The organism is Fibrobacter sp. UWEL (assembly GCF_900142535.1).
Lineage (GTDB): Bacteria > Fibrobacterota > Fibrobacteria > Fibrobacterales > Fibrobacteraceae > Fibrobacter.
Window position 1 is genome coordinate 45,762 of record NZ_FRBE01000010.1, and the last position, 25,689, is coordinate 71,450.

General features: G+C 47.8%; 22 protein-coding genes and 1 pseudogene. 15 read left to right on the forward strand and 8 right to left on the reverse strand.

Translation table 11 applies throughout. The annotated features are described in order from the left end of the window. Positions 1–9: 9 nt before the first annotated feature. Entirely contained in the window at positions 10–555 is a 546-nt protein-coding gene (locus tag BUB59_RS07950) for a ClbS/DfsB family four-helix bundle protein (protein ID WP_073228212.1), read from the reverse strand. Positions 556–714: 159 nt separating this feature from the next. Here BUB59_RS07950 and BUB59_RS07955 point away from each other — a divergent pair, with 159 nt between their 5' ends. Further along, on the forward strand, positions 715–1,641 hold the full coding sequence (locus BUB59_RS07955; protein WP_159433348.1) for a fibrobacter succinogenes major paralogous domain-containing protein: 927 nt from the start codon (positions 715–717) through the stop codon (positions 1,639–1,641). 159 nt (positions 1,642–1,800) lie between these two features. Here the strand turns inward: BUB59_RS07955 and BUB59_RS07960 are convergent, their stop codons facing one another. After that, positions 1,801–2,817, reverse strand: coding sequence for a virulence RhuM family protein (locus BUB59_RS07960; protein ID WP_073228219.1), 1,017 nt, complete (start codon positions 2,815–2,817; stop codon positions 1,801–1,803). A gap of 177 nt (positions 2,818–2,994) precedes the next feature. On the opposite strand from BUB59_RS07960, the gene BUB59_RS07965 reads away from it, so the two are divergent. The 4 genes from BUB59_RS07965 to BUB59_RS07980 all read left to right on the forward strand — a co-directional run bounded on the left by BUB59_RS07965 (position 2,995) and on the right by BUB59_RS07980 (position 7,805). Continuing rightward, positions 2,995–4,023, forward strand: coding sequence for a polysaccharide lyase (locus BUB59_RS07965; protein WP_073228222.1), 1,029 nt, complete (start codon positions 2,995–2,997; stop codon positions 4,021–4,023). A 17-nt stretch (positions 4,024–4,040) separates the two neighbouring features. Continuing rightward, a complete protein-coding gene (locus tag BUB59_RS07970; RefSeq protein ID WP_073228225.1) occupies positions 4,041–5,033 on the forward strand; it encodes a bile acid:sodium symporter family protein in 993 nt (330 codons plus the stop codon). A 9-nt stretch (positions 5,034–5,042) separates the two neighbouring features. Beyond that, the gene (locus BUB59_RS07975) at positions 5,043–5,669 is read left to right on the forward strand and encodes an HAD family hydrolase (RefSeq protein WP_073228228.1); all 627 of its coding nucleotides are present in this window, start codon (positions 5,043–5,045) and stop codon (positions 5,667–5,669) included. A gap of 81 nt (positions 5,670–5,750) precedes the next feature. Continuing rightward, on the forward strand, positions 5,751–7,805 hold the full coding sequence (locus BUB59_RS07980; RefSeq protein WP_073228231.1) for a M6 family metalloprotease domain-containing protein: 2,055 nt from the start codon (positions 5,751–5,753) through the stop codon (positions 7,803–7,805). A 2-nt stretch (positions 7,806–7,807) separates the two neighbouring features. Here the strand turns inward: BUB59_RS07980 and BUB59_RS07985 are convergent, their stop codons facing one another. Together BUB59_RS07985 and BUB59_RS07990 are read right to left on the reverse strand one after the other, a co-directional pair. Next, positions 7,808–8,389 (reverse strand): GNAT family N-acetyltransferase, encoded by a 582-nt coding sequence (locus BUB59_RS07985; protein WP_073228235.1) that lies wholly within the window; start codon positions 8,387–8,389, stop codon positions 7,808–7,810. Positions 8,390–8,415: 26 nt separating this feature from the next. Further along, entirely contained in the window at positions 8,416–8,790 is a 375-nt protein-coding gene (locus tag BUB59_RS07990; protein WP_073228238.1) for a cupin domain-containing protein, read from the reverse strand. Between the two features lie 231 nt (positions 8,791–9,021). Here BUB59_RS07990 and BUB59_RS07995 point away from each other — a divergent pair, with 231 nt between their 5' ends. Together BUB59_RS07995 and BUB59_RS08000 are read left to right on the forward strand one after the other, a co-directional pair. Further along, positions 9,022–9,393: a winged helix-turn-helix transcriptional regulator gene (locus tag BUB59_RS07995; protein ID WP_073228242.1), complete on the forward strand. Its 372-nt coding sequence runs from the start codon at positions 9,022–9,024 to the stop codon at positions 9,391–9,393. Between the two features lie 234 nt (positions 9,394–9,627). Beyond that, a pseudogene (locus tag BUB59_RS08000) lies at positions 9,628–10,519 on the forward strand (PDDEXK nuclease domain-containing protein). On the opposite strand, the gene BUB59_RS08005 reads toward BUB59_RS08000, so the two are convergent. Continuing rightward, positions 10,508–11,161 (reverse strand): DUF4405 domain-containing protein, encoded by a 654-nt coding sequence (locus BUB59_RS08005; RefSeq protein WP_073228245.1) that lies wholly within the window; start codon positions 11,159–11,161, stop codon positions 10,508–10,510. The pseudogene BUB59_RS08000 and the gene BUB59_RS08005 overlap by 12 nt on opposite strands. A gap of 12 nt (positions 11,162–11,173) precedes the next feature. Then, entirely contained in the window at positions 11,174–12,556 is a 1,383-nt protein-coding gene (locus BUB59_RS08010) for a flavodoxin (RefSeq protein ID WP_073228248.1), read from the reverse strand. Positions 12,557–12,728: 172 nt separating this feature from the next. On the opposite strand from BUB59_RS08010, the gene BUB59_RS08015 reads away from it, so the two are divergent. From BUB59_RS08015 to BUB59_RS08040, 6 genes are all read left to right on the forward strand, one after another. Beyond that, positions 12,729–13,193, forward strand: a complete 465-nt coding sequence (locus BUB59_RS08015) for a MerR family transcriptional regulator (RefSeq protein ID WP_073228251.1) — start codon at positions 12,729–12,731, stop codon at positions 13,191–13,193. A 63-nt stretch (positions 13,194–13,256) separates the two neighbouring features. Continuing rightward, complete coding sequence (locus BUB59_RS08020; RefSeq protein WP_200778814.1) at positions 13,257–13,736, forward strand: flavodoxin; 480 nt, start codon at positions 13,257–13,259, stop codon at positions 13,734–13,736. A 7-nt stretch (positions 13,737–13,743) separates the two neighbouring features. Then, positions 13,744–14,796 carry a carboxymuconolactone decarboxylase family protein gene (locus tag BUB59_RS08025; protein WP_073228257.1) on the forward strand — a complete coding sequence of 351 codons (1,053 nt, stop codon included), beginning with the start codon at positions 13,744–13,746 and terminating at the stop codon, positions 14,794–14,796. A 152-nt stretch (positions 14,797–14,948) separates the two neighbouring features. After that, the gene (locus tag BUB59_RS08030; protein ID WP_234979998.1) at positions 14,949–15,431 is read left to right on the forward strand and encodes a cyclophilin-like fold protein; all 483 of its coding nucleotides are present in this window, start codon (positions 14,949–14,951) and stop codon (positions 15,429–15,431) included. A gap of 5 nt (positions 15,432–15,436) precedes the next feature. Further along, positions 15,437–17,179: a 1-deoxy-D-xylulose-5-phosphate synthase gene (locus BUB59_RS08035; protein ID WP_073228260.1), complete on the forward strand. Its 1,743-nt coding sequence runs from the start codon at positions 15,437–15,439 to the stop codon at positions 17,177–17,179. Between the two features lie 30 nt (positions 17,180–17,209). Continuing rightward, the gene (locus BUB59_RS08040; RefSeq protein ID WP_234979999.1) at positions 17,210–18,328 is read left to right on the forward strand and encodes an MBL fold metallo-hydrolase; all 1,119 of its coding nucleotides are present in this window, start codon (positions 17,210–17,212) and stop codon (positions 18,326–18,328) included. 7 nt (positions 18,329–18,335) lie between these two features. On the opposite strand, the gene BUB59_RS08045 is transcribed toward BUB59_RS08040, so the two are convergent. Both BUB59_RS08045 and BUB59_RS08050 read right to left on the reverse strand, forming a co-directional pair. Beyond that, positions 18,336–19,706 (reverse strand): LuxR C-terminal-related transcriptional regulator, encoded by a 1,371-nt coding sequence (locus BUB59_RS08045; protein ID WP_083540238.1) that lies wholly within the window; start codon positions 19,704–19,706, stop codon positions 18,336–18,338. 11 nt (positions 19,707–19,717) lie between these two features. Continuing rightward, complete coding sequence (locus BUB59_RS08050) at positions 19,718–20,278, reverse strand: flavin reductase family protein (RefSeq protein ID WP_073228265.1); 561 nt, start codon at positions 20,276–20,278, stop codon at positions 19,718–19,720. A gap of 170 nt (positions 20,279–20,448) precedes the next feature. Between BUB59_RS08050 and BUB59_RS08055 the strand changes: the two genes are divergently transcribed. Both BUB59_RS08055 and BUB59_RS08060 read left to right on the forward strand, forming a co-directional pair. Continuing rightward, a complete protein-coding gene (locus tag BUB59_RS08055; protein WP_234980000.1) occupies positions 20,449–23,373 on the forward strand; it encodes a rhamnogalacturonan lyase family protein in 2,925 nt (974 codons plus the stop codon). 254 nt (positions 23,374–23,627) lie between these two features. Next, the gene (locus BUB59_RS08060; protein WP_073228395.1) at positions 23,628–25,133 is read left to right on the forward strand and encodes a Fic family protein; all 1,506 of its coding nucleotides are present in this window, start codon (positions 23,628–23,630) and stop codon (positions 25,131–25,133) included. The last annotated feature ends 556 nt before the right edge of the window (positions 25,134–25,689 follow it).

A 25,689-nucleotide genomic window follows, 5' to 3' on the forward strand; every position in this document is an offset into this window, starting at 1 on the left:
AGGCATTCCTTACTTCACCTTTTTGCAGTGAAGTTTCAACTTTTTGATGGCCCAGTCATAATGACTAGCGGAAGCGCTAACGAAATAACTTCCCAAATCCGTTGTGCCTGTCCACTTGAAATATTTCTTGGTGAACAGTTCTTCGTTGGAGAAACTATCTGCAAGCTTCATGACCTGCGCGTGACTTTTTTCCAGCTGCTTTTTTGCAACATCAAGAGAGGTCGACTGGTTTCTTTGCCAGAACATGATGTTCATAGCGCCGTAGGTCTTCCAGGAATATTCCGGTGGCAGAAACTGGATGGCATTCTTTGCATCGGTGCATTTGGCGTTGTTCTTCACAAAGGAGAGCAGCAGCTGGTGCCATTCGTACAGATGAATCAAGATGTCCCGTAGGTTTTTGTCGCGGCTCCAATGCGCCTCGGACTTTTCCATATCGGAAAAATCAAATTCCGTGTTCAGCTGGTTCTCGCTCATTCCCACGATAATCTCTTTCAGTTTGTTATAGTTGTCCGAAGCGAATTTCAGCAGGTCTTCTTTGTTACGTGCGCGGGGCAAAAAAAATCCTTTTTTATCTACTGCACAAAAATACACTAAACATAAGGCTCTGTCAAGCCAATGCACTCGTTTGGTCAAGTGGCAAAGACTTTCTGTTTTGTAGACCCATTGCGCATAGATTATCTAAATTGGATGCCGTTACAGTTATGGAGGAATATTATGCGTACAAGACTATTTTGGATGCTCCCGTTGATCTGCGCCCCCCTGGCTTTTTGGGCTTGCGGTGGCGATTCCGGCACCAGCGTCAAGGATGACGAATCTTCTAGCTGCTCCAGTAGTGTCATTCCCGGCCACGACCGGGAATCTAGCAGTTCTGCGAAGAGCAGCAGCTCCGTTGCGAAGTCTTCCTCCAGTGTCAATAGCAGTTCCTCCGAAGTGGTGCAACTCATTCCTTATACAACGGAATGCCCCTCCGGCAAAACCTGCACCTACGCACCTACAGAACATTTGAATCCGGACATTGCTTACGGCGAGCTCTTGGACACTCGCGATAACCAGGTCTACAAGACAGTGACCATCGGCGAGCAGATATGGATGGCTCAAAACTTGAACTACGCCTACAACGAACCTACATCAAGATTGGATTCCTCCAGCTTCTGCTACAACAACAGTGCCGATTCCTGTGCCAAGTACGGTCGCCTGTATTTGTGGTCTGCAGCCATGGATAGCGCTGCAGTATTTAGCACCGCAGGCAAGGGCTGCGGCTATGGCTTTGGTACGACCTGTGAATCCAGCGGAACTGTGCGAGGGGTCTGCCCCGAGGGTTGGCTCCTGCCAAACAAGGACGAATGGGGTACCCTGATTTCTACAGTAGGTGGCTCCGCTAATATAAAACTCAAATCTACCAGTGGGTGGAATGATAGCGGCAACGGAACTGATTCCTTCGGCTTCGGGGTATTGCCTGCGGGCGACCGCTACGACAGTGGCGATTTCAGCAATGCCGGCAGCCTTGCGAGCTTCTGGAGTTCTACGGAGATCGATAGCGGCTACGCGTACACCTGGTACTTCCACTACAACGTCGAGTTCGTTAGCCGTGGCTACGGCAGTAAGGATTACGGTTACTCTGTCCGTTGCCTAAGGGACTAAATCAAGATATGAAGAAACTTGCCCTGATCCAGCTTCTCAGTCAGCCATGGTATCCATAACATAAACGTAGATTGTTATCAAAAAGCGAAAAACCTATCTAAGGTAAACTCCCGTCACCATTATATTGAACTATTCGGAAATTTCGAATAGTTGGGTGTATCAGTGTGCATCTGCCTTATATGTGGCAATCTTATCGCGAAGTTCCAGGAAATTGTCGAAGTCGCTTTTCAAATTTTCGAGTTCTTTCTGCTTGAAAAGTTTATATTCGCGCTCGGCTTTTTCCATGGCCTCGTCGTGAGAAATCTTGCCGTTCCCTTCGAGCAGCTGCCGCTGACTCATGACAATCTGATTATCGAGTGCGTCTATCCAGTCCTGCATGCGCATTTGCTTTTCATCCAAGGCTTGTAATTCTGCGAAATCCAGGAATTGAGAAACCATCAGGTTTAGGCGCTGCAGTTCTTTTTCTGACAAGTAATTCTTGGCGATTTTTACATCGTCTTCGGTTACATAATTGCCCTTGAAGTTTGTCATGCCCACAAACGGCTTGTCGCTATCAACGCGTTCGTATATAAGTTCTGCGGCAGTGTGTTCGTGTACTGCGTAATGCAATTTGTTTTGCACGGTGGCAAAGAAATCTAGCGTAATCTTTTTTCGGGGATCGTAATCTATGGCAGTGGCGTAAATGTCTGTCACCTGCTGGTAGAAATTACGTTCAGAAGAACGAATGTCACGGATGCGCTGGAGAAGTTCCTTGAAGTAACGATTACGCCCATTCTTTAGGCGTTCGTCGTCGAGGGTAAAACCTTTCTGGATGAATTCATGAAGACGAGTTGTTGCCCATTTTCTAAAGCGAGTTGCTACGGGAGATTGTACCCTGTAGCCGATGGCGATGATGACGTCGAGATTATAATGATCTAATTCCCTGCGGACATCTCGAGAGCCTTCCTTTTGAACTATAAAGAATTTCTTTATAGTTGCCTCTTTGGGTAATTCCTCGTCTTTGTAGATATTTTCAATATGCTGGCCTACATTTTGACGAGTGGTTTCGTATAGTTCGGCGAGCTGGACCTGGGTTACCCAAACATCTTCATCGGCAAAGCGGACAGAAACGTTTGTTTTGCCGTTTTCGTCTTTATACAACAAGAAGGAATTATCTTCAGGACGGGTTTCTTTCATATGTACAAATGTACACTAATTGCAAGGCTCTGTCAAGTCAATGTACATTTAAAAGAACAAGGCCTTGTGACCTTTTAAAGAAAGAGTAATCCTTGGGAATTGTCTAAAGACAACAGCGTAAATCGTTATTTCTAAAAAAGTTGTATTTTCAATAAGGTACTCGTTCATCGAGGTGTTATGAAGTTTGTTCGCCAACTTACCCTTTTGATTGTTGCTTTCGCATCGTCTGCTTTTGCTGACGTGGTGGTTTCTGTTGATTTTGAAAATCGTGCAGAAGGCCAGTATACCAATGACATGGCAAAGGAAGATTTTCCCAAGCGTCAGGGTGCGTCCAGTTGGTATGCCATGGAACAGAACAATGGCGAGAATGCAAAAATTGTACGTGATGGCGATGAACATGGCATGGTTCTGCAACTGAAATATCCCAAGGGATGCGTAGGGCCCAACGACAAGTCCGAAGAAGGAATCCCAGCTTGTGCGGGACAAGTGAAGCAACCTCTCCAGGTAAGCGCCGAGGAAATGTGGGTGGCTTACGACATTCAGTTCGAAGAAGGTTTTGAATTTGTGAAAGGCGGTAAGCTGCCAGGCCTTTGCGGTGGCAAGTGCTACACTGGCGGAAATCGCCCCTCGGTAGGTGACGGCTGGAGCGCCCGCATCATGTGGCGCAAGGACGGCAATGTGGTGCAGTACCTCTATTTCGTGGATCAGGCAGGAACATACGGCGATGACGCCTTATGGAACCTGAATGGAACTGCGGAACAAAAGCAGTTTGTGCCGGGGCAGTGGCATCGCGTGGTGACCCGCGTGGTTTTGAATTCTGTAACCACAGAAGGAACCGGCGATAAGAACGGCGTTGTGCAGAGTTGGTTCGATGGTGAACTTTCCCTGGACTTGGATACTTTGCGTTTGCGCGATTCTACAAACCAGAAAATTGACGAGTTCTATCTCTCCACATTCCACGGTGGAAGCGATACCACCTGGGCTCCGACCAAGGATGTGTTTGTACGTTATGATAACTTTGTTGTATCGACGGATTCTATTGCTGTTATGACTGCAAAGCCTTCCGCAGGTGGGGAGGGAGCTTCTGCTGGTGAGTCCGACACTGAATCCATCAAGCCGGTGCGTCGCAGTATCCTCCGTAACGATGTGAATTCTGGGTTTTATAAAAACGAGAAGATTTATAATCTAATTGGACAGCAGTTGTAGTTTCCTATATTTGGGACATGCTTAAAATCATCCGTGGCATAACCCGTTTTCTTTCTTCCTACACATCCCTCTTCGTAATCGGCTGTGCTGTCGTTGCCTTCTTCCTGCCGCCTGCATTTGGCTGGGTCCGCGGAAATGTTTCTTCCGTGATTCTTGGAATTATCATGCTTTCCATGGGCTTGACCTTACGGGTGGAAGATTTTAAGAACCTGGCGAAGCGTCCTTTGGATATTTGCGCGGGAGCTCTAGCCCAGTATACGATTATGCCGTTGGTGGCATTCGTCTTGACGAAGGTTTTCGGGCTGGATCCTTATTTGGCCGTAGGTATTATTCTGGTGGGCTGCTGCCCTGGCGGCGTCTCCAGCAATGTGATGAGTTATTTGGCAAAGGGCGACGTGGCATTCTCCGTGGGTATGACGACGGTGAGTACCTTGCTCGCGCCCATCATGACTCCGCTGCTTGTTTTGTGGCTTGCGGATACCAGCATTAACGTGAATGCGGTGGGAATGTTCCTGAACATTCTTTACGTGACTATCGGCCCCGTCATGGTCGGATTCCTTTGCAATTACTTCTTTGGAAAGCGCGCGGCCTTCAAGGAAATTCAATCCAATATGCCCTCCGTCAGCGTCATTGGTTTGGCTCTGATTGTGGGTGGCGTTATCGTGACGGTGCGCCCTCATTTGCTGGCAAACGGTTTGGGCCTTTTGTTCCTGGTGCTTGCGGTGGTGTTCTGCCATAATGCGCTTGGTTATGTGCTAGGTTATAGTGTTGGCCGCGGCCTGAAATTCACTACGGCAAAAAAGCGTACCATTGCTATTGAAGTGGGCGTGCAGAATGCAGGTATGGCTACGGTTCTTGCTGCAGGTTTCTTCGCCAATCCCGAAAATATTGCGGCACATCCTGAAGCAGCTCTCTGCGTTGTTCCCTGCGCTATCAGTTGCGCTTACCATTCCATTAGCGGAACCGTTTTGGCGGGAATCTTTGCCAAGATGGACAAGAAGAAAGCCTAAATTTGCACTATGCCTAACGCCCTTATTTTCGATCTGGATGGAACCCTCTGGGATACTGTTGCTCCCTTGACTCTCATCTGGAATCAAGTGTTTGAGAGGAATAACACCGGCAAGGTGATTTCCGAGGATGACCTTCGAAATGTGATGGGCAAGAACCTTCAGGAAATTGGCAGAATCTATTTTCCCGATATGGCTGAAGAACGTCGTGCAGATATTTTCTCTCAATGTGCGGTAGCCCATTGCGCTTACTTGAAAGAACACGGCGCACCCTTGTTTTTTGAAAAATCGTTTATGGAACAGCTGGCCGCAAAGTACGAATTGTTCATCGTCAGCAATTGCCCTTGCGGATACATCGAAGCTTTCCTTGAAAGTCAAAACCTGCAGAAGTGCTTCAAAGATTACGAAATGTCCGGCCGCACTGGCAAAAGTAAAGGCGAAAACATCAAGGCTGTTATGGAACGTAATGGATGTCAAAACAGCGTCTACATCGGGGACACCGTTGGTGACGAAACTGCCGCTCGCGCAGCCGGCATTCCCTTTATCCATGCCGCATACGGATTCGGAACTGCGGAAAATCCCGATGCTGTAATCCAGAATTTGAACGAACTGCCAGAAATTCTAGAAAAAATCTTTTAAATCCTAGACATTTAAAATCCTGCCCCATTTTTTTACAAACGCACTTTCCTCTTTGGATATATATTACACGCAGAGGTGTGTATGGCTTTTTTCAAAAAGATGTTTTTTGGCGGTTTGGTATGTGCTCTAGCCAGCAATTCTTTTGCTGATATTGTTTATCAGGGTAAGCGTGTGCAGGCTTGGCCTAGCGACGCAATCACAAAGTTCGATAATACTCGCGGCGCATTGCGAGCTCCGGGAATGTTGCGAGCTCCCGCAGCCACTGAAAAAAGTCACTATTCCGCACCTAAGGGCAAAATCTATGGCCTTACCATGCTGGTGGATTTTTCCGACCAGCAGGCTCCTGTAACAGTTGATGAAATTTCTGATTGGCTGAATAAGGAAGGTTTCAATCGGGATGGCTGCAAGGGCTCTGTCCGCGATTATTATCTGGATGTTTCCAATGGCCAGCTGGATTTCACTAACGAAGTCTTTGGCTGGTATCGCGCTAAATATCCCAAGTCATATTACGAAGGGCTGGATGGTTATTCTGGTTCCGATGTGCTCATGAAAGAAGTGTTTGAGTACTTTGATTCTCAGGTAGATTTCTCCCGCTATGATAACGACAAGGACGGTGTGACTGAAGCTATCAACGTTGTGTATGCGGGAGCCGGCCAAACATGGGGACAGGGCTTGTGGCCTCATGCGGGTTGGTCCAACGAAAGGCGCGATGGCGTACTTTTGCAGAAACATCAGATGACCGACATGCCGGGTAAATTCTCTATCTATGTATTCGTTCATGAAAATGGGCACATGGTTTTCGGTTGGCCAGACTTGTATTGGTATGGTGACTACTGCACCATGGGCAACCGCGCCGACGACTGGAATCCAGTAGCCATTAACGATTTCTATCGTGCGGACCAGGGATGGATTCCCTTCGAAGATGTATCCGCCAGTGACTTAGGCAAGGTCTCTACGGAAGCGGGGGAGAAGTGCTATCGCTTTAAAAATCCCAGCCGGCCGGATAAGGAAGGTTTGGTTTGGTCCTACGTGAAGAACTCTGGCCGCGATGCGGTCCTTAAGGGAAGTGGCATCTTGATGCAGCATTATGATTTTTCCATCGATGGAAATTCTGCTGCAGATGAGTTGGGCTTGCGAATCGTCCATGCAGATTCCAAGGGCAAGAATAGCGATCCGGAAAATGACCAGTGGCCTTCTCCGGGAAGCCGCTCAGGCGCATTCTTTAGCGGATCCTATAATGCATTCTCTGATGCACTCTATCCGGCAATCCGCTGGTATAGCGGCGCAGAAACTGGTTTAAAATTTACGGATGTAAGCGTTAGCGGAAGCGCGTTAAGCTTCTGCCTCGGTGGCGATTGTTCAAGCACTGCTGTCGAATCGTCAAGTTCCGTGGTCGCGCAGAGTTCCTCTTCCGTCGCTGCGACTTCTTCTTCCTCTGTTAATTCGAACTCTTCCTCTTCAATCATTCCGAACTCCTCCTCTTCTGTCATTCCGAGCGCAGTCGAGGAATCCATAAGCCTCGCGGTGCAATTGCCTATCAGCGATAATTACACTCCTGTCGTCGTTGACCTGCAGGGTACGAAAGTCGCAGAATCTCTTGGCTTAAAGCAAAGTGAAATTTCTACGAAGGCTAGCTTCTACGCCGTAGAACCTGATGGCTCTCTGAACAGCAATACCACTGGCGAGGGGACTGGCCACTGGTTTGATTCCAAGGGCACTGTTGCCGCCTGGAATACGAATGGCCCCAGCATCGTTTTCTCCAATGTGGATTTAAGCACCATGACAACGAAGGTTGGCCATATGCCCAATCTGGTGGACGCGGGTGACAAGTTTACCGTCAAGCAGGCCTTGGTTTACGGCAGTAAGCAGGTGACCTTTGTTATTGCCATAACCATTGCGGGTGACGATGTGCCTGTGGATGATTCTTCTAGTAGCTCAAGCGATGGCACGGATACCATTCCCTCAGCAATCGCTCTGCTGCACCAGGGCATTTTGGACATGTCAAAAACATCAATTCAGTATTTTGACATGAACGGCAATGTTCTTGGTTCCACTCCCCGTCAGGCTGGCTGTTATCTAAAGCGCGTTATGAAAAACGGAAAGGCTATCCGCCAATCCGTTGTGCGTGTGAAATAAATCTAGAGATGTTCTCCAAGCATCTTTTCCATCCAAATCATGTTGAACCATTCCCCGAATTTGTAACCGCAATCGTGGAAGGTACCTACCAGCGTGTAGCCTAATTTCTCATGAAACTTTTGGCTGCTCTTGTCTAGGCGAGGCACCTCAATTTTAGGCGATGCGATACATGCGTATGCGTTAAGAATGCCATGGTTTTTGAGTTCGCGCTCCAATGCGCTATAGAGGGCGCGGCCGTAACCTTTGCCATGTTCGCCCATCTTGATGTAGATGGATGTTTCTACGCAGTGGTTGTAGGCGGCGCGTGGCTTGAACACGCCCGCGTAACAATAACCAAGAATTTCGCAGGCGGGCTCGCGCGCGGCGCAGTTTGAGTCCGCGTTGGCTTTCGCGCCATCCGCGTCGGCGATTCGTTCAATCACAAGATAGGGGAACTTTTCCAGAGTCTTCTGAATTCGTCCTGCAAATTCCTCTACGGTAGGCACGTCATACTCGAAGGTGATGGCGGTGTTTTCTACATAGGGCTTGTAGATAGCCAGCAGCGCGGACGCATCTTCAATTTTTGCAGAACGAATGTTAATCATGGGAAATAAAATAAAAATTCTCCAAGCTACTTCTCAATAGGAATGATGTTTGCGTCGTCCATAAAGCTAGTAATAGGTTTTGCTTCGTACTGGATGCACATCATAATCATTTCAGCTTCGGAGGTGTTGCGCAATGCACGGACGCCTGCAGGAGCCACACGAATAATGCTGCCTTCGCTGACGAGGAACTTTTCGCCATCCACTTCGTATTCGCCCTTGCCCGAAATAATCACGTAGATTTCTTCGTGAGTCTTGTGAGTGTGATAGAAAGGAGCGTCTTCACCTGCGGCCAAGCGCTGCAAGGAGGCTTCTGCACCGGTCATTGCAAGTTCCTGGCCAAGGAAAATCTTACCTTCTACATTATTCCAGCCGTTGAAATTCTTTACTGCATAGTTCTTCATATTGAGTCCTTTTGTTATGAGTTTTGTACTTGTTTAAACTCTCTTTTAGAGAGTATCTCTCTTTAAGACACCAATAAGATAAAAAGAGGTTTTTCAAAAAACAAGAAGGCACAAAAAAGTGCCGTAGTTACCTTTTGGTAACCATTGGTAAATTCTGAAAATTTCCGCGGTTGCTTTCTGAAAAATTTTTTATTACTTTTTTAAAGTAAGTATCAAAAAGTGAGTAAAGCCATGTCAAAGATTGTTCTGAAAGATGAAAACTTCCCGGATTGCCCCATTCGAAACGTATTAAGCCGCATAGGAGACAAGTGGTCGATTCTGGTTCTTTATACGCTTTCGCAACAGGATGTGAGCCGTTTTAACCAACTGCAGCGCAGCATTCCCGACATTTCCCAAAAGATGCTCACGTCCACCCTCAAGACTCTTGAGGCTGACGGAATTATCGATCGCCACGCTTATCCCGAAGTTCCCCCTCGCGTAGAATACTCCATCTCAAAGCGTGGCGAAACTCTGCTCCCCATCATCCAGGAGCTGATCACCTGGGCTTCGCAGAACATGAAAAAGATTGTAAGGAGTCGAGAAAAGGCTGTTAGTAAGGTGTAATTTAATGAAACGTAATTCCAAGAAATTACAAATCTTTAACACTTCCCACCTTGCCAATTTTTAGACAGATTCTATACTTCATCCCGAGCGTTACGAAATGTCTCCTGAACACCTGATAAAAATTCAGGTGTTTTTTGTTTTTTCATAAAAAACTTCGGTTCGACCATGCCAGAATGTAAACATTCTTGCGCGGCACTCACCTTATGTTTTTTTCAAAAACTTAAAGGAGATACTATGCCCAGAAAAAATCCCAATATTCTGCCACAAGATTACACCTCTTGGGTTTGCGAACTCAAGAAGCGTTATACCCAGTCGCAAATCAAGGCATCCATTGCCGTCAACGGCGAACTGATTGGTTTTTACTACAGTCTGGGACGCGATATCCAGCAGAAACAATTCCAAAATACTTATGGCAGCGGTTTCTATAAAAAACTTAGCGACGATTTGCGCCGTGAAATTCCAAATGCCAAGGGGTTTTCACCTACGACTCTGAAATATGCAGTGTATTTTTACGACTTGTACAAGGATTTTGTGGATGGACAAAATCGTCCGCAGCTTGCGGACGATTTGGACGGTCGAAATCGTCCACAACTTGTGGACGATTTGAAGAAAATTCCTTGGGGGCATCATCGCTTTATTATTGATTCTTGCAAAGGATCTCCAAAAAAGGCTCTATTCTTTGTAAAAAAGACCATTGAAAACAACTGGTCCCGTTCCATGTTGCTCATGTTTCTTGATACGGACTTGTATGAGCGTGAGGGACGTGCCGTTACTAACTTCACCACGACTTTACCCAAGGCGCAGGGGGATTTAGCTCGTGATTTGACTCGAGACCCGTATTGCTTTGATTTTGTGGGAATTCGTGGCGATTTTGAGGAGCGGGAACTGAAAGATGCTCTGCTCAGGAATATTGAAATGTTCATGATGGAACTTGGTCGCGGAAGACAATCCCACGCTTGGTATTTTGGTGTGCAAGGACAAGGACGAAATTCTTGCGCAGTATTCTTTGGAAGGAATAGTCAATCCCATTGCCATTTCGGAATTTGAACTGGCCAAGATTTACCCGAAGGATTTCAAGAGCAGTCTACCTTCTATCAAGGAATTGGAAGATGGATTAAGGGGATAATTTATTGCGGCGCAGCATTTGCACCGCGGCGCAAATCCCGGCGGTGATCCCCACATATTCCAGGATTGCGATGCCCATGTTGGGGGCGGCCATTTTCCAGTTGTTGGTGTTGAACAGGTAGTAGTAAATTTGCGTGTCGTAGAACGCGAAACATCCTGCAAGAATCGCAAGAACGTAGGCTGCGTATAAAAGAATCTTGCTGGCTTTTGTTTTTGCCTTGCTGTTCAGCTTTTTAAGTGTAGCGTGAAGGTGCAAGGCGAGATGAAAACTCATGACCATATAAGCCCAGCTGGTGCTCATCAAATGGATGGTTCTCCAGCTTTGATTAAAGCGCATGGGTGACCATTCAAAAACAGCACCTGTCGCAAAAACGGAACTTGCTGCCATTAGAATCATTAGTGCAAATAAGATCCAGTCTGTGGCAGACAGCAGAATTCTTTTGGCGGTGTACTTTCCTTTGAACGTTGTTTTATAAAACCAGATGTTCAAAAGATGATGGGCAATAAACAAGATAAAAAGTGCAATCCCGGCGTATGCGTGAAACCCGAGATTACGCACAGTCCCGTGACTCATGAGGAAGATGAAATCCCCGTACATGAAACAGTCCAGGATGATTTTTATCAGCTTAATTTTTGCCATCATTAAAGTCTGCTGTTAAAGTCCGCTGTTTGCTAACCATTGGTCAATGCGTTTTTCCAGGTCGCTTCCGCCGCCGTAGAAAAATTCAAAAGGCAGACCCAGGTAAGAATTCTGCACCTTCTTTCCTAAGTCAGATACGCTGTCGCCGTAACGGGTGCCTCCGTGGCTAGAAAAACTAATAATTGTTTTTCCTGAAAAATCGTAGGACTCCAAAAATGTCATCACTGGCATGGGTAAGGTCGCCCACCAGGTGGGGTAACCGAGCAATACCACGTTGTACTTTTTCATATCTGCGATTTTTGTTTTAAGAGGCGGGCGGGCTTCTGCATTCAAGTCTTTCTGGGTGACTTCGTAAATTCCGCCGCGATACGGTTTGACCATTTCGATTTCAACAAGGTCGACGTTTGCCTTGCCGAACTTTGCCTTGAGAACTTTTGAAATGTATTTTGCGGCGCTTTCCGTGTTCCCGGAATAAGAGAAATAGGGAATCAGGATTTTTGGATTTTTTGGAATTGTGATTGAAGCGATTTTCGCGTCGTATTTTGTTTCTACAACTCCGGTTCCCTTTTCATCGTTTCGGGCAATTCTAAAACCGAGATTCTGGTCATGATCCAGAGGATTTGTTGCGGAACGGTATGCGGAGCGAAGGTGCTTTCCGAAATCGTTGTAGGCGCCGCCTCGATTCACTCTGTAAATACCGACTTTGTTCCCTGCTGGGTTCTTGTTGTCAGAGGTATTGTATTCTCCGTAAAAATCGAAAACCCATTCGCTGACGTTTCCGTGCATGTTGTACAGGCCGAATTTATTTGGCGCAAGGGAATTGACTGCAATGGTCTTGCCGCGATTCTGTCCGGCTTGTACATTTTCGTTTGTGTGGTGAACGTAATTCTCTTCAATTAAATAAGGATACTCGCCCTCGTAGTTTGCGTCTTTAGGATTGTTCCAGTTTCCGGTATTGAATACGGTGGTTGTGCCGCCGCGGCAGGCGTATTCCCATTCCGCTTCTGTTAAAAGGCGGTAGCCGTTGGCTTCGCGAATCCAGGAAACATTTTTGCCGTCAATGATGTAGCTTTTTTCAAGACCTTCTTTTTCGCTAAGGCGGTTGCAATATTCAATGGCGTCAAACCAGGTGACATTTTCTACAGGAAGATTGTCGCCTTTAAAATAGCTGGGATTTTTTCCCATTATAGACTGGAAGTCTTTCTGCGTCACTTCGTAGGCATCTGCATAAAATGAGGAAACAGAAACGTTGTGCTGTTTTTCGTCCATATTGCGCTGCCTTTCGCTGGCGGGGCTTCCCATTTTAAATGAACCTGCCGGAATCTTTACCATTTTCGCTTGGGCAATCACCGAAGCTGAAAGAACCGACACCACCATTGCTGTAAGTAACTTATTCATTGTCTTGAACCTTGGCTTTATAACTTATCAAAGTAAAAGATAAGACTTAGAGCCAACTCTAATGCAATAGTTTTTTCAACTTTTTTTGAAAAAAAATTGATTTTCTTGCGCTCACCCCTTGACCTAGAGTTAACTCTAGGTGTTATATTATTGGGGTATTCAAGGAGATTTTATGGGTTACTCTATTGGCGAAGTGACTGAAAAGACGGGTTTGTCGGCCCACACTTTGCGTTATTATGAAAAGGAAGGCCTGCTGCCTTTTGTTACAAAGAGCAGTTCTGGAATTCGCGTTTACGCGGATACGGATTTGCAGTGGCTTTCCATGATTGAATGCCTCAAGAAATCGGGCTTGCAGATTAAGGAAATCCGCCAGTATATCGATTGGTATCGCAAAGGGGATTCCACCCTCAAACAGCGTCTGGATCTTTTCGTAAAACGCCGCAAGGCTGTGGAAGAAGAGATGGAACGCTTGAATGTTGTATTGAATAAGGTTCGCTTTAAGGAAGCATTGTACGCCGAAGCGTTGAAGTTAGGCAGTCTGGAAGCGGCTCACGACAAGAAGGAAATCCAGCGCTTGAAAAAGAAGCTGTTTGATTCGCCCAGCGACTTTGACAAGGTCATGCAGGAATCTGCTTAGAGGTCACCTTAGGAGTAATAAATGAAAAAGTTTATCATGGCATTAATTCTAGGAGTATTTGGAATGGCAAACGCAAAAACCGCAGTCGTATATTTTAGTGCTACCGGCACCACCAAGAAAGTCGCAGAAACTACCGCCAAGGCAGTGGGTGGCGACTTGTTTGAAATTGTTCCCGAAAAGTTGTACACTTCCGCTGACTTAAACTGGAACGACAGAAAGTCACGTTCTTCCATCGAAAGCAATGATCCCAAGAGTCGCCCGGCCATCAAGAACAAGATTGACTTGGCTGGCTACGAAACTGTTATTCTGGCTTATCCTATCTGGTGGGGCCTGGCTCCCAAAATCATGTACACTTTTGTAGAAAGCCAGAGCTTCGAAAAGAAGAATGTGATCGGCATTTGCACCAGCGGCGGCAGCGGTTTTGGTCAAAGCGGCAAGGAACTTGCAAAGGCTGCAAAGGGCGCCATTTACAAGGGCGGCAAGGAATTCAACCGCGGCTCCGAAGCCGAAATCAAGAAGTACGTTGAAGGCTTGCTGAAGTAGGGACCCCATGAAAAGAATTGTCAAATTTCTCATTGTAGGACTTATCTCTATGACGACTATGGCTCAGGCATTGACAGAAAGACAGAAGGCATTGGCTGCATGTGCGGCACTTGAAGCGCAGGGCGATCTTGTACGGCTTGAAACCGCTGTGACGAATGCCCTTGACAAAGGTGTAACCATCAATGAACTGAAGGAGTCTTTCTCTCAGCTTTACGCTTACACAGGATTTCCACGCTCTTTGAATGCGTTAGGCGTTTTGCAGAAGGTAATTGCAAAACCCAAGAAGGAATGGAAGGAAGGTAAGCCTTTTGAACGCCCGGCACTTTGGAACAATGCATCGGAAGCGCTCAAGGTTGGTACAGAGACCCAGACGAAGCTTTCTGGCAAGCCTTTCAATTATGAATTCTGCCCCCAGGATGATTACTACCTGAAGGCACATCTCTTCGGCGATATTTTTGCCGGCAACCAGTTGACTCCCGCCGATCGCGAAATCGTGACGGTGGCGGCGTTGAGCGGCCTTAAGGGTGTTGAACCTCAGCTAGCTGCCCACAAACGCGGCGCTGTGAATATGGGTAACTCGCAGCAGTTGGTGGATGAACTTTGCGCATGGCTTGACAAGGAAGGTTATAGCCTGAAGAGCGACTTTGAAAAGGGTGCAAGCAACGTGAATTACGCCAAGTATTTTGTTGGTGAAAGTTATCTGAATCCCCTCACTCCCGCCAACTTGAGCAAGGGTGAAAAGTCCCTGATGCCCATGAGCAATGTAACTTTTGAACCGGGTTGCCGCAACAACTGGCACGTTCATCACGGCGCACGTCAGATTCTCATTGGCGTTTCCGGTAAGGGCTGGTATCAGGAATGGGGCAAGCCCGCAATTCCCATGACTGCTGGCACTGTCATCGAAATTCCTGAAGGCGTAAAGCACTGGCATGGAGCCGCTTCCGATTCATGGTTCCAGCACATCGCTACCCACGTAAAAACCGGCGGCCCCGAAAGCAACGAATGGCTTGAACCTGTTAGCGATAAGCAGTATAATGAAGCGCAAGGTTTAAAAAACTAGAGCGATCGGACAGACGATGAAGTACACGACATTAGGGAACACTGACATTAAGGTTAGCCGCATCCCATTTGCGGAGCCAACAAAGGCATGCAAGTCTTGGATAGAAATTTAAAGAAGTAAAAATGCGTAAATGGTTAGCAATATTTTTTCTGATGCTCTTGTTATCCGCTTGCGGGCAGGCGGAGGCTAGCAGCGCTACTGGCAATGAGCCCGCGAAGGGAACTGCCGCGCAGTCCAGCGATGCTTTGAATGAAACTGCGAAGGAGCCTATGGCAAAAACCTTGTACATTACGGTGAATGGCAAAAAGATTAGCGCCACCTTGGTGGAGAATTCTTCTACAAGGGCGTTGGTGGAAAAATTGGCAGCAGGCCCTATCACTTACGAGGCCCACGATTACGGCGACTTTGAAAAGGTGGGTGAGTTGCCCTGGAGCCTTCCTCGCAATGACGAAAATATTACTACAGTTCCTGGCGATTTGATTCTCTATCTAGGAAAGAACTTCGTGATTTATTACGATACCAACCAGTGGGATTTCACCCGCATTGGGCGTGTGGACGGTAAGTCGCAAGCGGAACTAAAAACTTTCCTGAATGCAGGAAAGGGAAATGTCAAGATTACATTAAGTTTGGAGTAGAAAATATGCTTCTCGAAAATATCAAGTCCCCTGCAGATGTGAAAAAACTGGATGCAGCTTCTTTGGAAAATTTGGCCGTGGAAGTTCGCGGCACTTTGATTGAAAAGCTTTCGAAGCACGGTGGCCATGTGGGCCCTAACTTGGGCATGGTAGAAGCCACCATCGCGCTGCATTATGTTTTTGAATCCCCCAAGGACAAGATTGTTTACGATGTAAGCCATCAGTCTTACGCCCACAAGATGCTGACCGGCCGTGCTGCGGCCTTCTTGGATGAAAGCAAGTATGACGACGTTACGGGTTACACGGAGCCTTGCGAAAGTGAACATGACCAGTTTATGATTGGCCATACTTCTACTTCTGTAAGCCTTGCGCTGGGCCTTGCAACTGCCCGCGATATCAAGGGCGAGAGCGGCAATGTGATTGCTGTGATTGGTGATGGATCCTTGAGCGGCGGCGAAGCTTTTGAAGGTCTGGACAACGCAGGCGAATACGCAACTAATTTCATCGTTGTGGTGAACGACAACGAAATGTCCATTGCTGAAAACCATGGCGGCCTTTACGGAAGTTTGGCGGAACTGCGTGCCTCCCAAGGCAAGTCCGAAAACAATTACTTCAAGTCTCTGGGCTTTGAGTATTTGTATGTGGAACAGGGTAACGACATCCAGACTTTGATTGCAGCCTTTAACAAGGTGAAGGATTCCAAAAAGCCTGTGGTTGTTCACATCCATACCTTAAAGGGCAAGGGCCTTTCTTTCGCGGAGCAGAACAAGGAAGCCTATCACTGGAGCATTCCTTTTGACGCAAAGACGGGTTATCAGGATTGGGGCGATGGCGAATCCTGGGGCGGCATCTTGGGCGACTACTTGATGAAGAAAATCAAGGCGGACCCGAAGGTGGTTGTGATTCATTCTGCGGTTCCTGCAGGCATTGGTTTTTTTGAGCCCCAGCGTAAGGAAGCGGGCAAGCAGTTTATTGATGTAGGTATTGCAGAAGAGCATGCCGTGGCTCTGGCCAGTGGCCTGGCCAAGGGTGGCGCCAAACCCATCTACAGCACTCACAGTACGTTTATCCAGCGCACTTACGACCAGCTTTCCCAGGACCTGTGCGCCAATAACAATCCCGCCACCCTGCTCATTACCATGAGCGGAGCCGACGGCATGAACGACACCACCCATCTTTGCATTTTCGATATTGCAATGATGGTGAACATTCCCAACTTGGCTTACCTCTGCCCCACCTGCGTAGAAGAAGCAAAGGCCATGATGGATTACGCAGTGGATCAGGTGCAGTGCCCCATGGCTGTCCGCATTCCCAATGGCGTTGCCCATCGCGATGTTGCATTTGACACCGACTATTCCAAGGTCACTTACAAGGTTGATAAGGAAGGTTCCAAGGTGGCAATTATCGCTCTGGGCGATTTCTACCAGCGCGGTATTGCCGTTGCCGCAGAACTTGCCAAGCAGGGAATCAATGCAACCATCATCAATCCGCGATTTGCAAGCGGCGTCGACGAAGAACTTCTGGAATCTCTGAAGGCAAACCATCAGGTTGTTGTGACTCTGGAAAACGGCGTTACCGCAGGCGGCTTCGGCGAAAAGATCGCAGCCTTCTACGGTCCCAGCAGCATGAAGGTGCTTGTGAAGGGCTTGAAGAAGGAATTCTACGACAAGGTCAGCTTTGCGGATCTCTGCCATCGCAACCGCCTGAACCCGGATCAAATTACAGAAGATGTCCTGGCCGCGCTGTAAAAAACTGCGTTTCATAAATTTGGTATTTTAATGAAGAAAAAATTTATGGTTACCGCAATCGTTCTAGCAGTCCTTTTCGCATTAGGAGATATTGGAGTGTTGTTCTTCAGTCAAGAAAGTTTTGGCCGTTTGCCTCAGGGCGAGCGCCTTGAACGCATCAAGAAGTCACCCAACTATGACAAATCCTTAAAGCAGTTCGTCAATCTGGAGCCTACCAAAACTATGGTCAGCGAGAAGGGTTTCGTCGCCAGCGGTATTGAGTTTCTCTTCAGCAAGGATACGGCGCAGAAAATACCCGATACAGCCCTTACTGTCATCAAAACAAACTTGCGTGAACTCCCCGCGGACAAAGATTGGCTGGTATGGTTCGGGCATTCCAGTTATCTCGTTAACCTGTCCGGTAAGAAATTTCTTATCGACCCCATTTTGTACAGCGGCTCTCCGGTCAGTTTCGTGAATAAGATGTTCAAGGGAACCGACGTTTACAAGCCCAATGATTTTCCGGATATTGATTTCCTGGTGATTAGCCACGACCATTGGGACCATCTGGATTACAAGGCGGTGAAGGAACTGGAGCCTCGCGTTGGCAAGGTGATTCTTGGCCTGGGCGTAGGCGAACACTTTGAATACTGGGGCTACCCAAAAGAAAAACTCATTGAGTTGGACTGGTGGGAATCCGCGCAGTTGTCTCCCGCGCTGTCTACACAGATCGCGGCAGACTCGAGTCAGAATTTCAAGGTTACCGCAACACCCGCCCGCCATTTCTCCGGCCGAGACCTGCGACAGAATCGCACCTTGTGGGCTTCCTACGTGGTGGAATCTCCCAAGCGCACCATCTGGATTGGCGGCGACACCGGCTACGGAAAACACATTGCGGAAATCGGCAAGAAGTTTCCTAGCATTGACCTTGGCATTCTGGAAAACGGCCAGTACAATGAGGACTGGGCTCTGATTCACACCATGCCCGAATATCTGGGAACAGAGATGAAGGAACTGAATGCGGCCCGCTACATGACCGTGCATAATTCCAGATTCTGCCTTTCCAAGCACAGCTACTACGAACCTCTGGAAAATGCAAAAAAGGCCGCCGAAGAATCAGGCAAGCCTTTGTTAACCCCGCAAATGGGTGAAGTTCTTTATTTGGAATAAGGAAGGATTATTCTTGACGGAAAATATCTAAAAAAGCCGTCAAGCAGTCTAGAACATGGTCTTTTTCCGTAGGCGGGAAAACGTCCAGGAAGGGACTCATGTCCTTCAGGGTGAACCCGGGATGGTGTTCAAAGAGGGCATCCACATGGGTTTGATGTTCGTCCATCTTGCCTACTCTGTAGCTACAGGCGATCATGAATAATCTTCCGAAGATTGCCTCGGGATGGAACATGAGCAACTGTTCGGAAATAGTGGCGCACCTATCATAATCTCTCTTGATAAATGCGAGGTATGCGTCCGCTACATATTGGAAAGGCTGGTGAATGTTCTTGGGAACGCGCTGATCGTATTCCTCCAGCTGTATTCTGGATTCTTCCGTGCGGCCTACGATGGCGTATAGCTGGGCCAGAAGCCTGCGGCAAACGATACTGATGGGGCTCTTGGTCTGTAGCAGATCTTCGAAGGTGGCAATTGCTACGTTACATTTCCCCAGGAACATGTTGTACAGCGCGCTGGTGTACTGGGAGTAAATCGAGGAAGGATTTTCCTGCATGGTTTGACATGCGATTTTACCCAGCTTGATAGCGCATTCCTCTGAACCGATCCAATGTTCTGTTAGGGAAGCGTAGTAGACGCAAGCTAAGGCGCATACGACGAAATCTCTGTGGTTTGGATTTTCCAGCAAGGATTGCTGTGTGGCTTCGCTCTTTTCCAGATATTCCTTGTTGCGGTTTTCCATCCTCACGATGGTGTGACTGGATGCGTACCACCACTTGGGAGTTGCATTAGGATTATTGGTATAGACTTCGGTGGCGGACAGAATTGCGTTGCGATAAATCTGGATGGCAATCTGATCGGAAAGAAGTGGAATCTGATCGCTGCTTTCGATTTTTTGCACGCAGGACCATAGCAGGGAATTGTTGCTGCCAAGATGGAGGCTTACGAATAAACCCTGGCTTTCATCCTGGGGCGTCGTAAGGCTTACCTGATAGGTAACATTGCTGGGAATGGAATCTTCGGTGCAGAGCTGAATCTGGAATACTTCAAAACTACGGAGCGCTGCGATCACGGAGTGGGACAGGTCGTGAGCTAAGGGGGAATTCCTATAGCTATCGCTGTAGGTGATGGCGAGAGTCACGTCCTTCTTTTCGGGGGGAGTGTCCGCCATTTCTGTGGCGGCAGTGGCCGCTTCCGTTCTGTTAGTTACTTCCAGAATCCTGTAGATGTTGGCCAGATGGACTTTTACCGTATTCGCGGAAATGTTCAGGACGTAGCAAATCTCCGCATTGGTTAGCCCTTTGCGTACGAGATTCAAAATCTCCCGCTGACGATCCGTCAGTTCCGTTTTTTTTGGATGTTTCTGCCATCGCGCCCAAATTTAATTACATGTTATTGAATGGACTTTCCGTCGCTGAAGGCATTACCCACTTTTTCGCCAATTTCGTAATATCCATGGCCTGCGGAGTCATAGCAGATGGGGTTTAACTTCTTCATGTCGATTTTTCCGCTTGCGTCCAGGATGGATTCGTCGGCGGTAACGTTCACCACTTCGCCTAAAAGCAGTTCCGGTTCCTCGGCGTAGCTCACCATTTTGCATTCCAGGGTCAGGGGCAGTTCCGCAATCAGGGGCGCATCGATGTTTTCGCTCTTTACGGCGGTAAGGCCGGATTTGGCGAATTTTTCGGTGACCTTATGACCGGAATTCAGTCCCAGATAGTCGATTTCCTTGATGTTTGCGGCGGTGGCCATGCTGACGGTAAAGCACTTGCGGGCCTTGATGTTGTCCATGGTCCTGTGGCTGTTGGCTACGTAAATGGCTACCTGATTCACATCGCTGACACATCCCCAGGCGGCCACCATGGCGTTGGGGGTTCCGTCTTCGTTATAGGTGCCGATGACAAGTACCGGCTGGGGGTACAAATAGGGTTTGGCGCCGAGATTTTTTCGCATAAAATGGTCCTTTTTTACTGAAAATAATAAAAAAACGCGTAAAAACGCACAAAATCCTGCGTTGTCGGTGGACAACAGCAAAATGTCTGGTTCAGTGATAATTGTGGCGTCCATATTTATATTTAGAATGGACAGTTGTAATGTGGTGTTAGGCTGTTCAAGGGATGTTTATGAAAAAGCTTATGGTGTATGCAGGCCTTACGCTTGCAATGGGTTTTGGAGTGGCAAATGCGACTCGCCAGATGGAAGCCTTGGATCGAGGCCTGGTGGCAGTAAAAGTCAGTAACGGTGTATACCTGAGCTGGCGTGTGCTGGGCACCGATGGCAACGCAACCGGATTCAATCTTTATCGTGATGGTTCCAAAATTGCAAGCTTTGATGGAAAGGCTGCGTCCAATTATACGGATCCTCAGGGAACAAGTTCCAGTAAGTATGAAGTTCGTCCGGTAGTAAACGGCACGGAAAAGTCCGCAGACAAGTCCGTCTCTGTGTGGGGTTCCCAACAGCTGGTGATCAATCTGGATCGTCCCGCAGGTGGTTCAAACGCTAGCGGCAGCTACACTTACAGCCCCAACGATATTGCCGTAGGTGACGTGGATGGCGACGGCGAATATGAACTGATTTTGAAGTGGGACCCGAGCAATTCCAAGGACAATTCCCAGAAGGGTTATACCGGCAATGTGTTTGTGGATTGCTACAAGTTTAACGGCAAGAAACTGTGGCGCATTGACTTGGGCGTGAACATTCGCGCTGGCGCTCACTACACTCAGATGCTGGTGGGCGACTACGATAGCGACGGTAAGGCCGAAGTGGCCATGAAGACTGCCCCCGGCACCAAGGATGGTTCCGGCAAGTACATTAGCAAGGGTGCAGCCGCCAGCGAAACAAACCACACTAAAGACTACCGCAATTCTAGTGGCTATGTGTTGAGTGGTAACGAATACCTGACCATTTTCAACGGCGAAACCGGTGTGGAAATGGCTACTGTCAATTACAATCCCGCTCGCGGAACCGTTTCTAGCTGGGGCGATTCCTATGGCAACCGCGTAGACCGATTCTTGGCTACCAACGCATATTTGGATGGCCAGAAACCCAGCATGGTTTTCCAGCGCGGTTACTACACCCGTATGGCCGTTGCCGCCTTCGACTGGGACGGAAAAACTTTAAGCCAGCGTTGGTATTATAATGCCGCCACCAAGGGCAGTGAATGCTACGGCCAGGGCGACCACAATCTTTCTGCCGGCGATGTTGACGAAGATGGCTTCGATGAAATTATCGAAGGAGCTTGCGCTATTGACCATAACGGAAAGTTCATGTACCGCACAGGCCTGGGTCATGGCGATGCCATTCATTTTGGCGACCTGGATCCGGATCACGAAGGCCTGGAAGTGTGGCAGGTTCACGAAGACAAGCCTTACGGTTACGAACTGCACGACGCCCGCACCGGAACTATTCTGTGGCGTGCTACAAGCGATAGCGATAACGGTCGTGGCCTTGCCGCCGATGTGGACAGCACTAGCCGCGGTCACGAAATGTGGAGTACCGCCAACAGTAACGTTTACTCCGCAAAGGGTACTGTTGTGGGCAGCCGCTACTCCGTAAACTTCCGCATCTATTGGGACGGCGACCTTCAGGACGAACTCTTGGACGGAAACAAGATTAGCAAGTGGAATTATTCTTCCAAGAAGTTTGGTGACCTGGTGACTTTGGAAGGCAACAGCTGCAACACCACCAAGGCAACTCCCAACTTTAGCGGCGACCTTTTTGGCGACTGGCGCGAAGAAGTTATCCTTCACGATGGCGCCTCCAAGCTGTATGTTTACACTACCACTATTCCTACCACACATCGCCTTTACACTCTGGCTCATGACCCCATTTACCGCAACGGCATGAGCTGGCAGAATACCGCTTACAACCAGCCGCCTCATCTGGGCTTCTGGCTGGGTGCAGGCATCGATAAGGCGCCCACACCGGATATCATGCTGGTGGGTGGCGAAGTGGGACCCAAGATTCCTGCAATTCAAAAGCAGGGCGCAGGCTCCAGCTTCCAGACTATTATGCTGGGCGACGCCATTACGGAATACGCCTTCGGTTACAGCAACTGCGATGGCCTTACCATTACTGGATTGCCTGCCGGCGTTACCGCAACTCTGGATGCAGCAAACTCTCGCTACGTCATTAGCGGCACTCCCACCAAGGCTGGCGTCTATGATATCAATATCGTGACCAAGGGCGGCAGCACCGAAGTGGAAGCCGCAACTCGCACCGCAAACATTACGGTTCTTACAGAAGCAAAAATTGTAAGCGCTAACGTCAATATTCTCTCTAGCTTGGAAGCATGCGTCCTTACCGATGGCGTGGGCTCTTGCGATAGCGACAATAGAGGCTTCCTAGATACAGGATTCTTCAACTTCACAAACGTAGTCACCAGCTACGGCATTTGGGACCTTTATTCTCCCGCTGCCCACGAAAATGCAACTCTGGTAATCCGCTATGCTCATGGCAAGACCGATACCCGCAAGATGGAATTGTTCGTTGAGGGCACTAGCTATGGTGTAGCTACCTTCCCGCCCACCGCGGATTGGGTGACTTGGGATTCCATTGCCATCAAGGTCAATCTTAAGAAGGGCGTGAACGTTCTGAAGCTGCAGTCTGTTTCTGAACTGGGCGGCCCCAACATCGACCAGCTGGAATTTGACGTGGCAGGCATTGTATTTGCTACAGATGAGTCCATCGTGGATTCTGATCCTGAAGAAGGCGGTGACGTTCCTGAATCCAGCAGTTCCGCAGGTGAACCCGCAAGCAGTTCCTCTGACTCGGGAGAGAACGGCGGCGAAAACCCGGGCTCCAGCAGCTCTGAAGATAAGGACGGAATTTTCACAAATACCCTGCACGTTGTCGAATCCGGTATGGCACAAGTCCAGGTGTTTGACCTTATGGGCCATCGTGTCGCCACCTTCAGCGCTGAATATGCTGGCGGCGTCCTGAACGCAAAGCCTTACATGCAGGGCTTACCTAGCGGCGTCTACATGGTCCGCGCCAACATGGGCGGCCACGTAACCATGTCCCGCATGGTGTTCCAGGCCGAACGCTAATAACGTTAGACGCACGAATGTACCAAATATAACCAAGGCGAGAGAAGTGCGGATCGCTTGCTGATAACGATAGATGTACCAAACACTCCAGTCCCTCGCGGTGAATGCCGCGGGGGATTTTTACTGTTTATTTACAAAGTAACGCTTGCCAGAAAATAGACGAATGCTATATTCTATCCCGAGCGTTACGGAATAGTGCTCTGAAACACCAGTTTAAAACTGGTGTTTTTTCTTTTAAGGAGTACTATATCAAAATGATAAACGAGCATGTACTGGAAATGCTCCATGCAGGGGAAGGCTTGCGTGTGGAGTATAAAAAGGCCAAAGATAAGTTGCCTAATAGTATCTTTGAAACTGTCTGTGCTTTTCTCAATTCAATAGGTGGGTTCATCTTCCTCGGTGTTGATGATGAAGGAACGGTTGTGGGCGTGAACCCTTTGGCGGTTCCTCAAATGAAAAAGGATTTGGTCAATCTCGCTCATAACACAACGAAAATAAATCCAGCATGCAATCTTTATCCAGAGGAATGTGTTGTTGAAGGGAAAACGATTATTGTTTGCCAAGTTCAAACAAGTTCTGAAATTCATCGTTGCAATGGGGAGGTTTACCTGCGTAGTGATGATGGTGATTTCGTCACCCGCAATACTAACGTTTTGTCAGGTGTTTTGACTCGTAAGTTGGGACTTTTTACAGAGAAACGCCCCATGCACGGATTCGACATGAATGATTTACGTCCGGAACTTTGCCGTAAGGCGCAAAATCTGATGGCAGTAACGTTCAATAATCACCCATGGGCGGATCTTACCTTTGAAGAACTATTGCAATATGGCGGTTTCTATACCGTAGATCGAGATTCAAATGAGCGCTGCTTAAACCTTGCCGCTATCTTAATGTTTGGAACGGATGAGGCTATTTTCAGGGCCGATCCCGCATTACTTTTTGATTGCCTGTTACGCCGTGAAGATGAAATCCGTTACGATGACCGCGTCATGATTCGTACGAATCTAATTGAGACTTATGAGCAAGTCATGAATTTCATTTCCAAGCATTTGCCGGATCCATTCTACCTGGAAGGGGATCAACGGATCAGTTTGCGTGGCAAAATTTTCCGTGAGGCGGTGTCTAACATCATTTCTCATCGGGAGTATATGCACGGGTCGCCTGGAAGAATTATGATTTACAAGGACCGTGTAGAATTTACCAATCCCTGTGTTCAGTACTACATTGATAGAATTACTCCGGCGAATCTGGAACCTTTCGCCCGTAATCCAACTATCTGTAATTTCATGGTTCAGATGGGCCGTTTTGAACGCCTTGGATCTGGAGTACGTAATACATGGAAATACCTGCCCATCTATGCAAAAGGAGCTTTGCCAATCTTTGAGGAAACCAAATACGGCTTCAAATTGACCCTGCCTTTAGGCGTCACCCAGCAAGTCACCCAGCAAGTCACCCCCCAAGTCACCCCCCAAGTCACCCCCCAAGTCACCCCCCAAGTCACCCCCCATGATGCGGAGAATATTGATGAACGTATTTTGCATCTCATGAAAGTTATGAAAGGTTCTATGAACCGTCAGGAAATAATGCGGGCTTTGTACTTGAGTGATCGTAAGAATTTTAGAGAAATGTACCTGAATCCCGCTATTTCTTTGGGATATGTTGAAGCGTCTGCTCCAGACAAGCCGAATAGTAGTACAAAAGTATATCGTTTAACAAGCTTGGGCGATCAGGTTTTGGAATCGCTTAGTGAGGAGATTTAGGCGAATTAAATCAAATAAACATGCTTCTTTATTGACTTGAATAAGGTTTTTAAGCTATATTCAAGGTAAATAGAGAGTTTTGCTCTCGTTCTCTACCTGGAAACTTAGACACTTTTCAAAACACAGAGAATGGGACGAACGCTCGCGTCTGTCGGCTTTTATGTCGGCAACGTTTTGCTGCACGCATTGCGTGCTTGCAAGCGGCCTTTATGGGGCGCGGGTTGTTTGTATTTATTTGTGTAAGGCAGTCTAAGGCCCCAGGTAGATAGATGCATCAACCCCTCCGCCCTTTTTTTCAATTTAATCGTGGTTTGGTAATGTAGAACGAGCAAGACTCTTGGTGAGTTTTGCTCTTGTTCTCTACCTGGAACTTAGACACTTTCAACACGAAGAATAAGACAAATCTCGGAAGCCTATGGATGTCATGGGCGTATTGTACCCTGGGCGGATTGTTTCCTAGGGGTACTTCCGTCGTTTGTTTATGATTTGAAAATGATGTGCCAGGTTGCTCTGAATACGGGCTGAACTCAGGTTCAACCTTTAATCCTCAAGGAGT

Bases quoted from the DNA above. Each gene is read 5' to 3' on its own strand.
- BUB59_RS07970 (WP_073228225.1), top strand. From the start codon at position 4,041: ATGCTTAAAATCATCCGTGGCATAACCCGTTTTCTTTCTTCCTACACA.
- BUB59_RS07985 (WP_073228235.1), bottom strand. From the start codon at position 8,389: ATGATTAACATTCGTTCTGCAAAAATTGAAGATGCGTCCGCGCTGCTG.
- BUB59_RS08040 (WP_234979999.1), top strand. From the start codon at position 17,210: ATGAAGAAAAAATTTATGGTTACCGCAATCGTTCTAGCAGTCCTTTTC.
- BUB59_RS08030 (WP_234979998.1), top strand. From the start codon at position 14,949: ATGCTCTTGTTATCCGCTTGCGGGCAGGCGGAGGCTAGCAGCGCTACT.
- BUB59_RS07960 (WP_073228219.1), bottom strand. From the start codon at position 2,817: ATGAAAGAAACCCGTCCTGAAGATAATTCCTTCTTGTTGTATAAAGAC.
- BUB59_RS07965 (WP_073228222.1), top strand. From the start codon at position 2,995: ATGAAGTTTGTTCGCCAACTTACCCTTTTGATTGTTGCTTTCGCATCG.
- BUB59_RS08020 (WP_200778814.1), top strand. From the start codon at position 13,257: ATGGCAAACGCAAAAACCGCAGTCGTATATTTTAGTGCTACCGGCACC.
- BUB59_RS08015 (WP_073228251.1), top strand. From the start codon at position 12,729: ATGGGTTACTCTATTGGCGAAGTGACTGAAAAGACGGGTTTGTCGGCC.
- BUB59_RS08055 (WP_234980000.1), top strand. From the start codon at position 20,449: ATGAAAAAGCTTATGGTGTATGCAGGCCTTACGCTTGCAATGGGTTTT.
- BUB59_RS08025 (WP_073228257.1), top strand. From the start codon at position 13,744: ATGAAAAGAATTGTCAAATTTCTCATTGTAGGACTTATCTCTATGACG.
- BUB59_RS07955 (WP_159433348.1), top strand. From the start codon at position 715: ATGCGTACAAGACTATTTTGGATGCTCCCGTTGATCTGCGCCCCCCTG.
- BUB59_RS07995 (WP_073228242.1), top strand. From the start codon at position 9,022: ATGTCAAAGATTGTTCTGAAAGATGAAAACTTCCCGGATTGCCCCATT.
- BUB59_RS08050 (WP_073228265.1), bottom strand. From the start codon at position 20,278: ATGCGAAAAAATCTCGGCGCCAAACCCTATTTGTACCCCCAGCCGGTA.
- BUB59_RS08005 (WP_073228245.1), bottom strand. From the start codon at position 11,161: ATGATGGCAAAAATTAAGCTGATAAAAATCATCCTGGACTGTTTCATG.
- BUB59_RS07990 (WP_073228238.1), bottom strand. From the start codon at position 8,790: ATGAAGAACTATGCAGTAAAGAATTTCAACGGCTGGAATAATGTAGAA.
- BUB59_RS08010 (WP_073228248.1), bottom strand. From the start codon at position 12,556: ATGAATAAGTTACTTACAGCAATGGTGGTGTCGGTTCTTTCAGCTTCG.
- BUB59_RS08060 (WP_073228395.1), top strand. From the start codon at position 23,628: ATGATAAACGAGCATGTACTGGAAATGCTCCATGCAGGGGAAGGCTTG.
- BUB59_RS07980 (WP_073228231.1), top strand. From the start codon at position 5,751: ATGGCTTTTTTCAAAAAGATGTTTTTTGGCGGTTTGGTATGTGCTCTA.
- BUB59_RS08035 (WP_073228260.1), top strand. From the start codon at position 15,437: ATGCTTCTCGAAAATATCAAGTCCCCTGCAGATGTGAAAAAACTGGAT.
- BUB59_RS07975 (WP_073228228.1), top strand. From the start codon at position 5,043: ATGCCTAACGCCCTTATTTTCGATCTGGATGGAACCCTCTGGGATACT.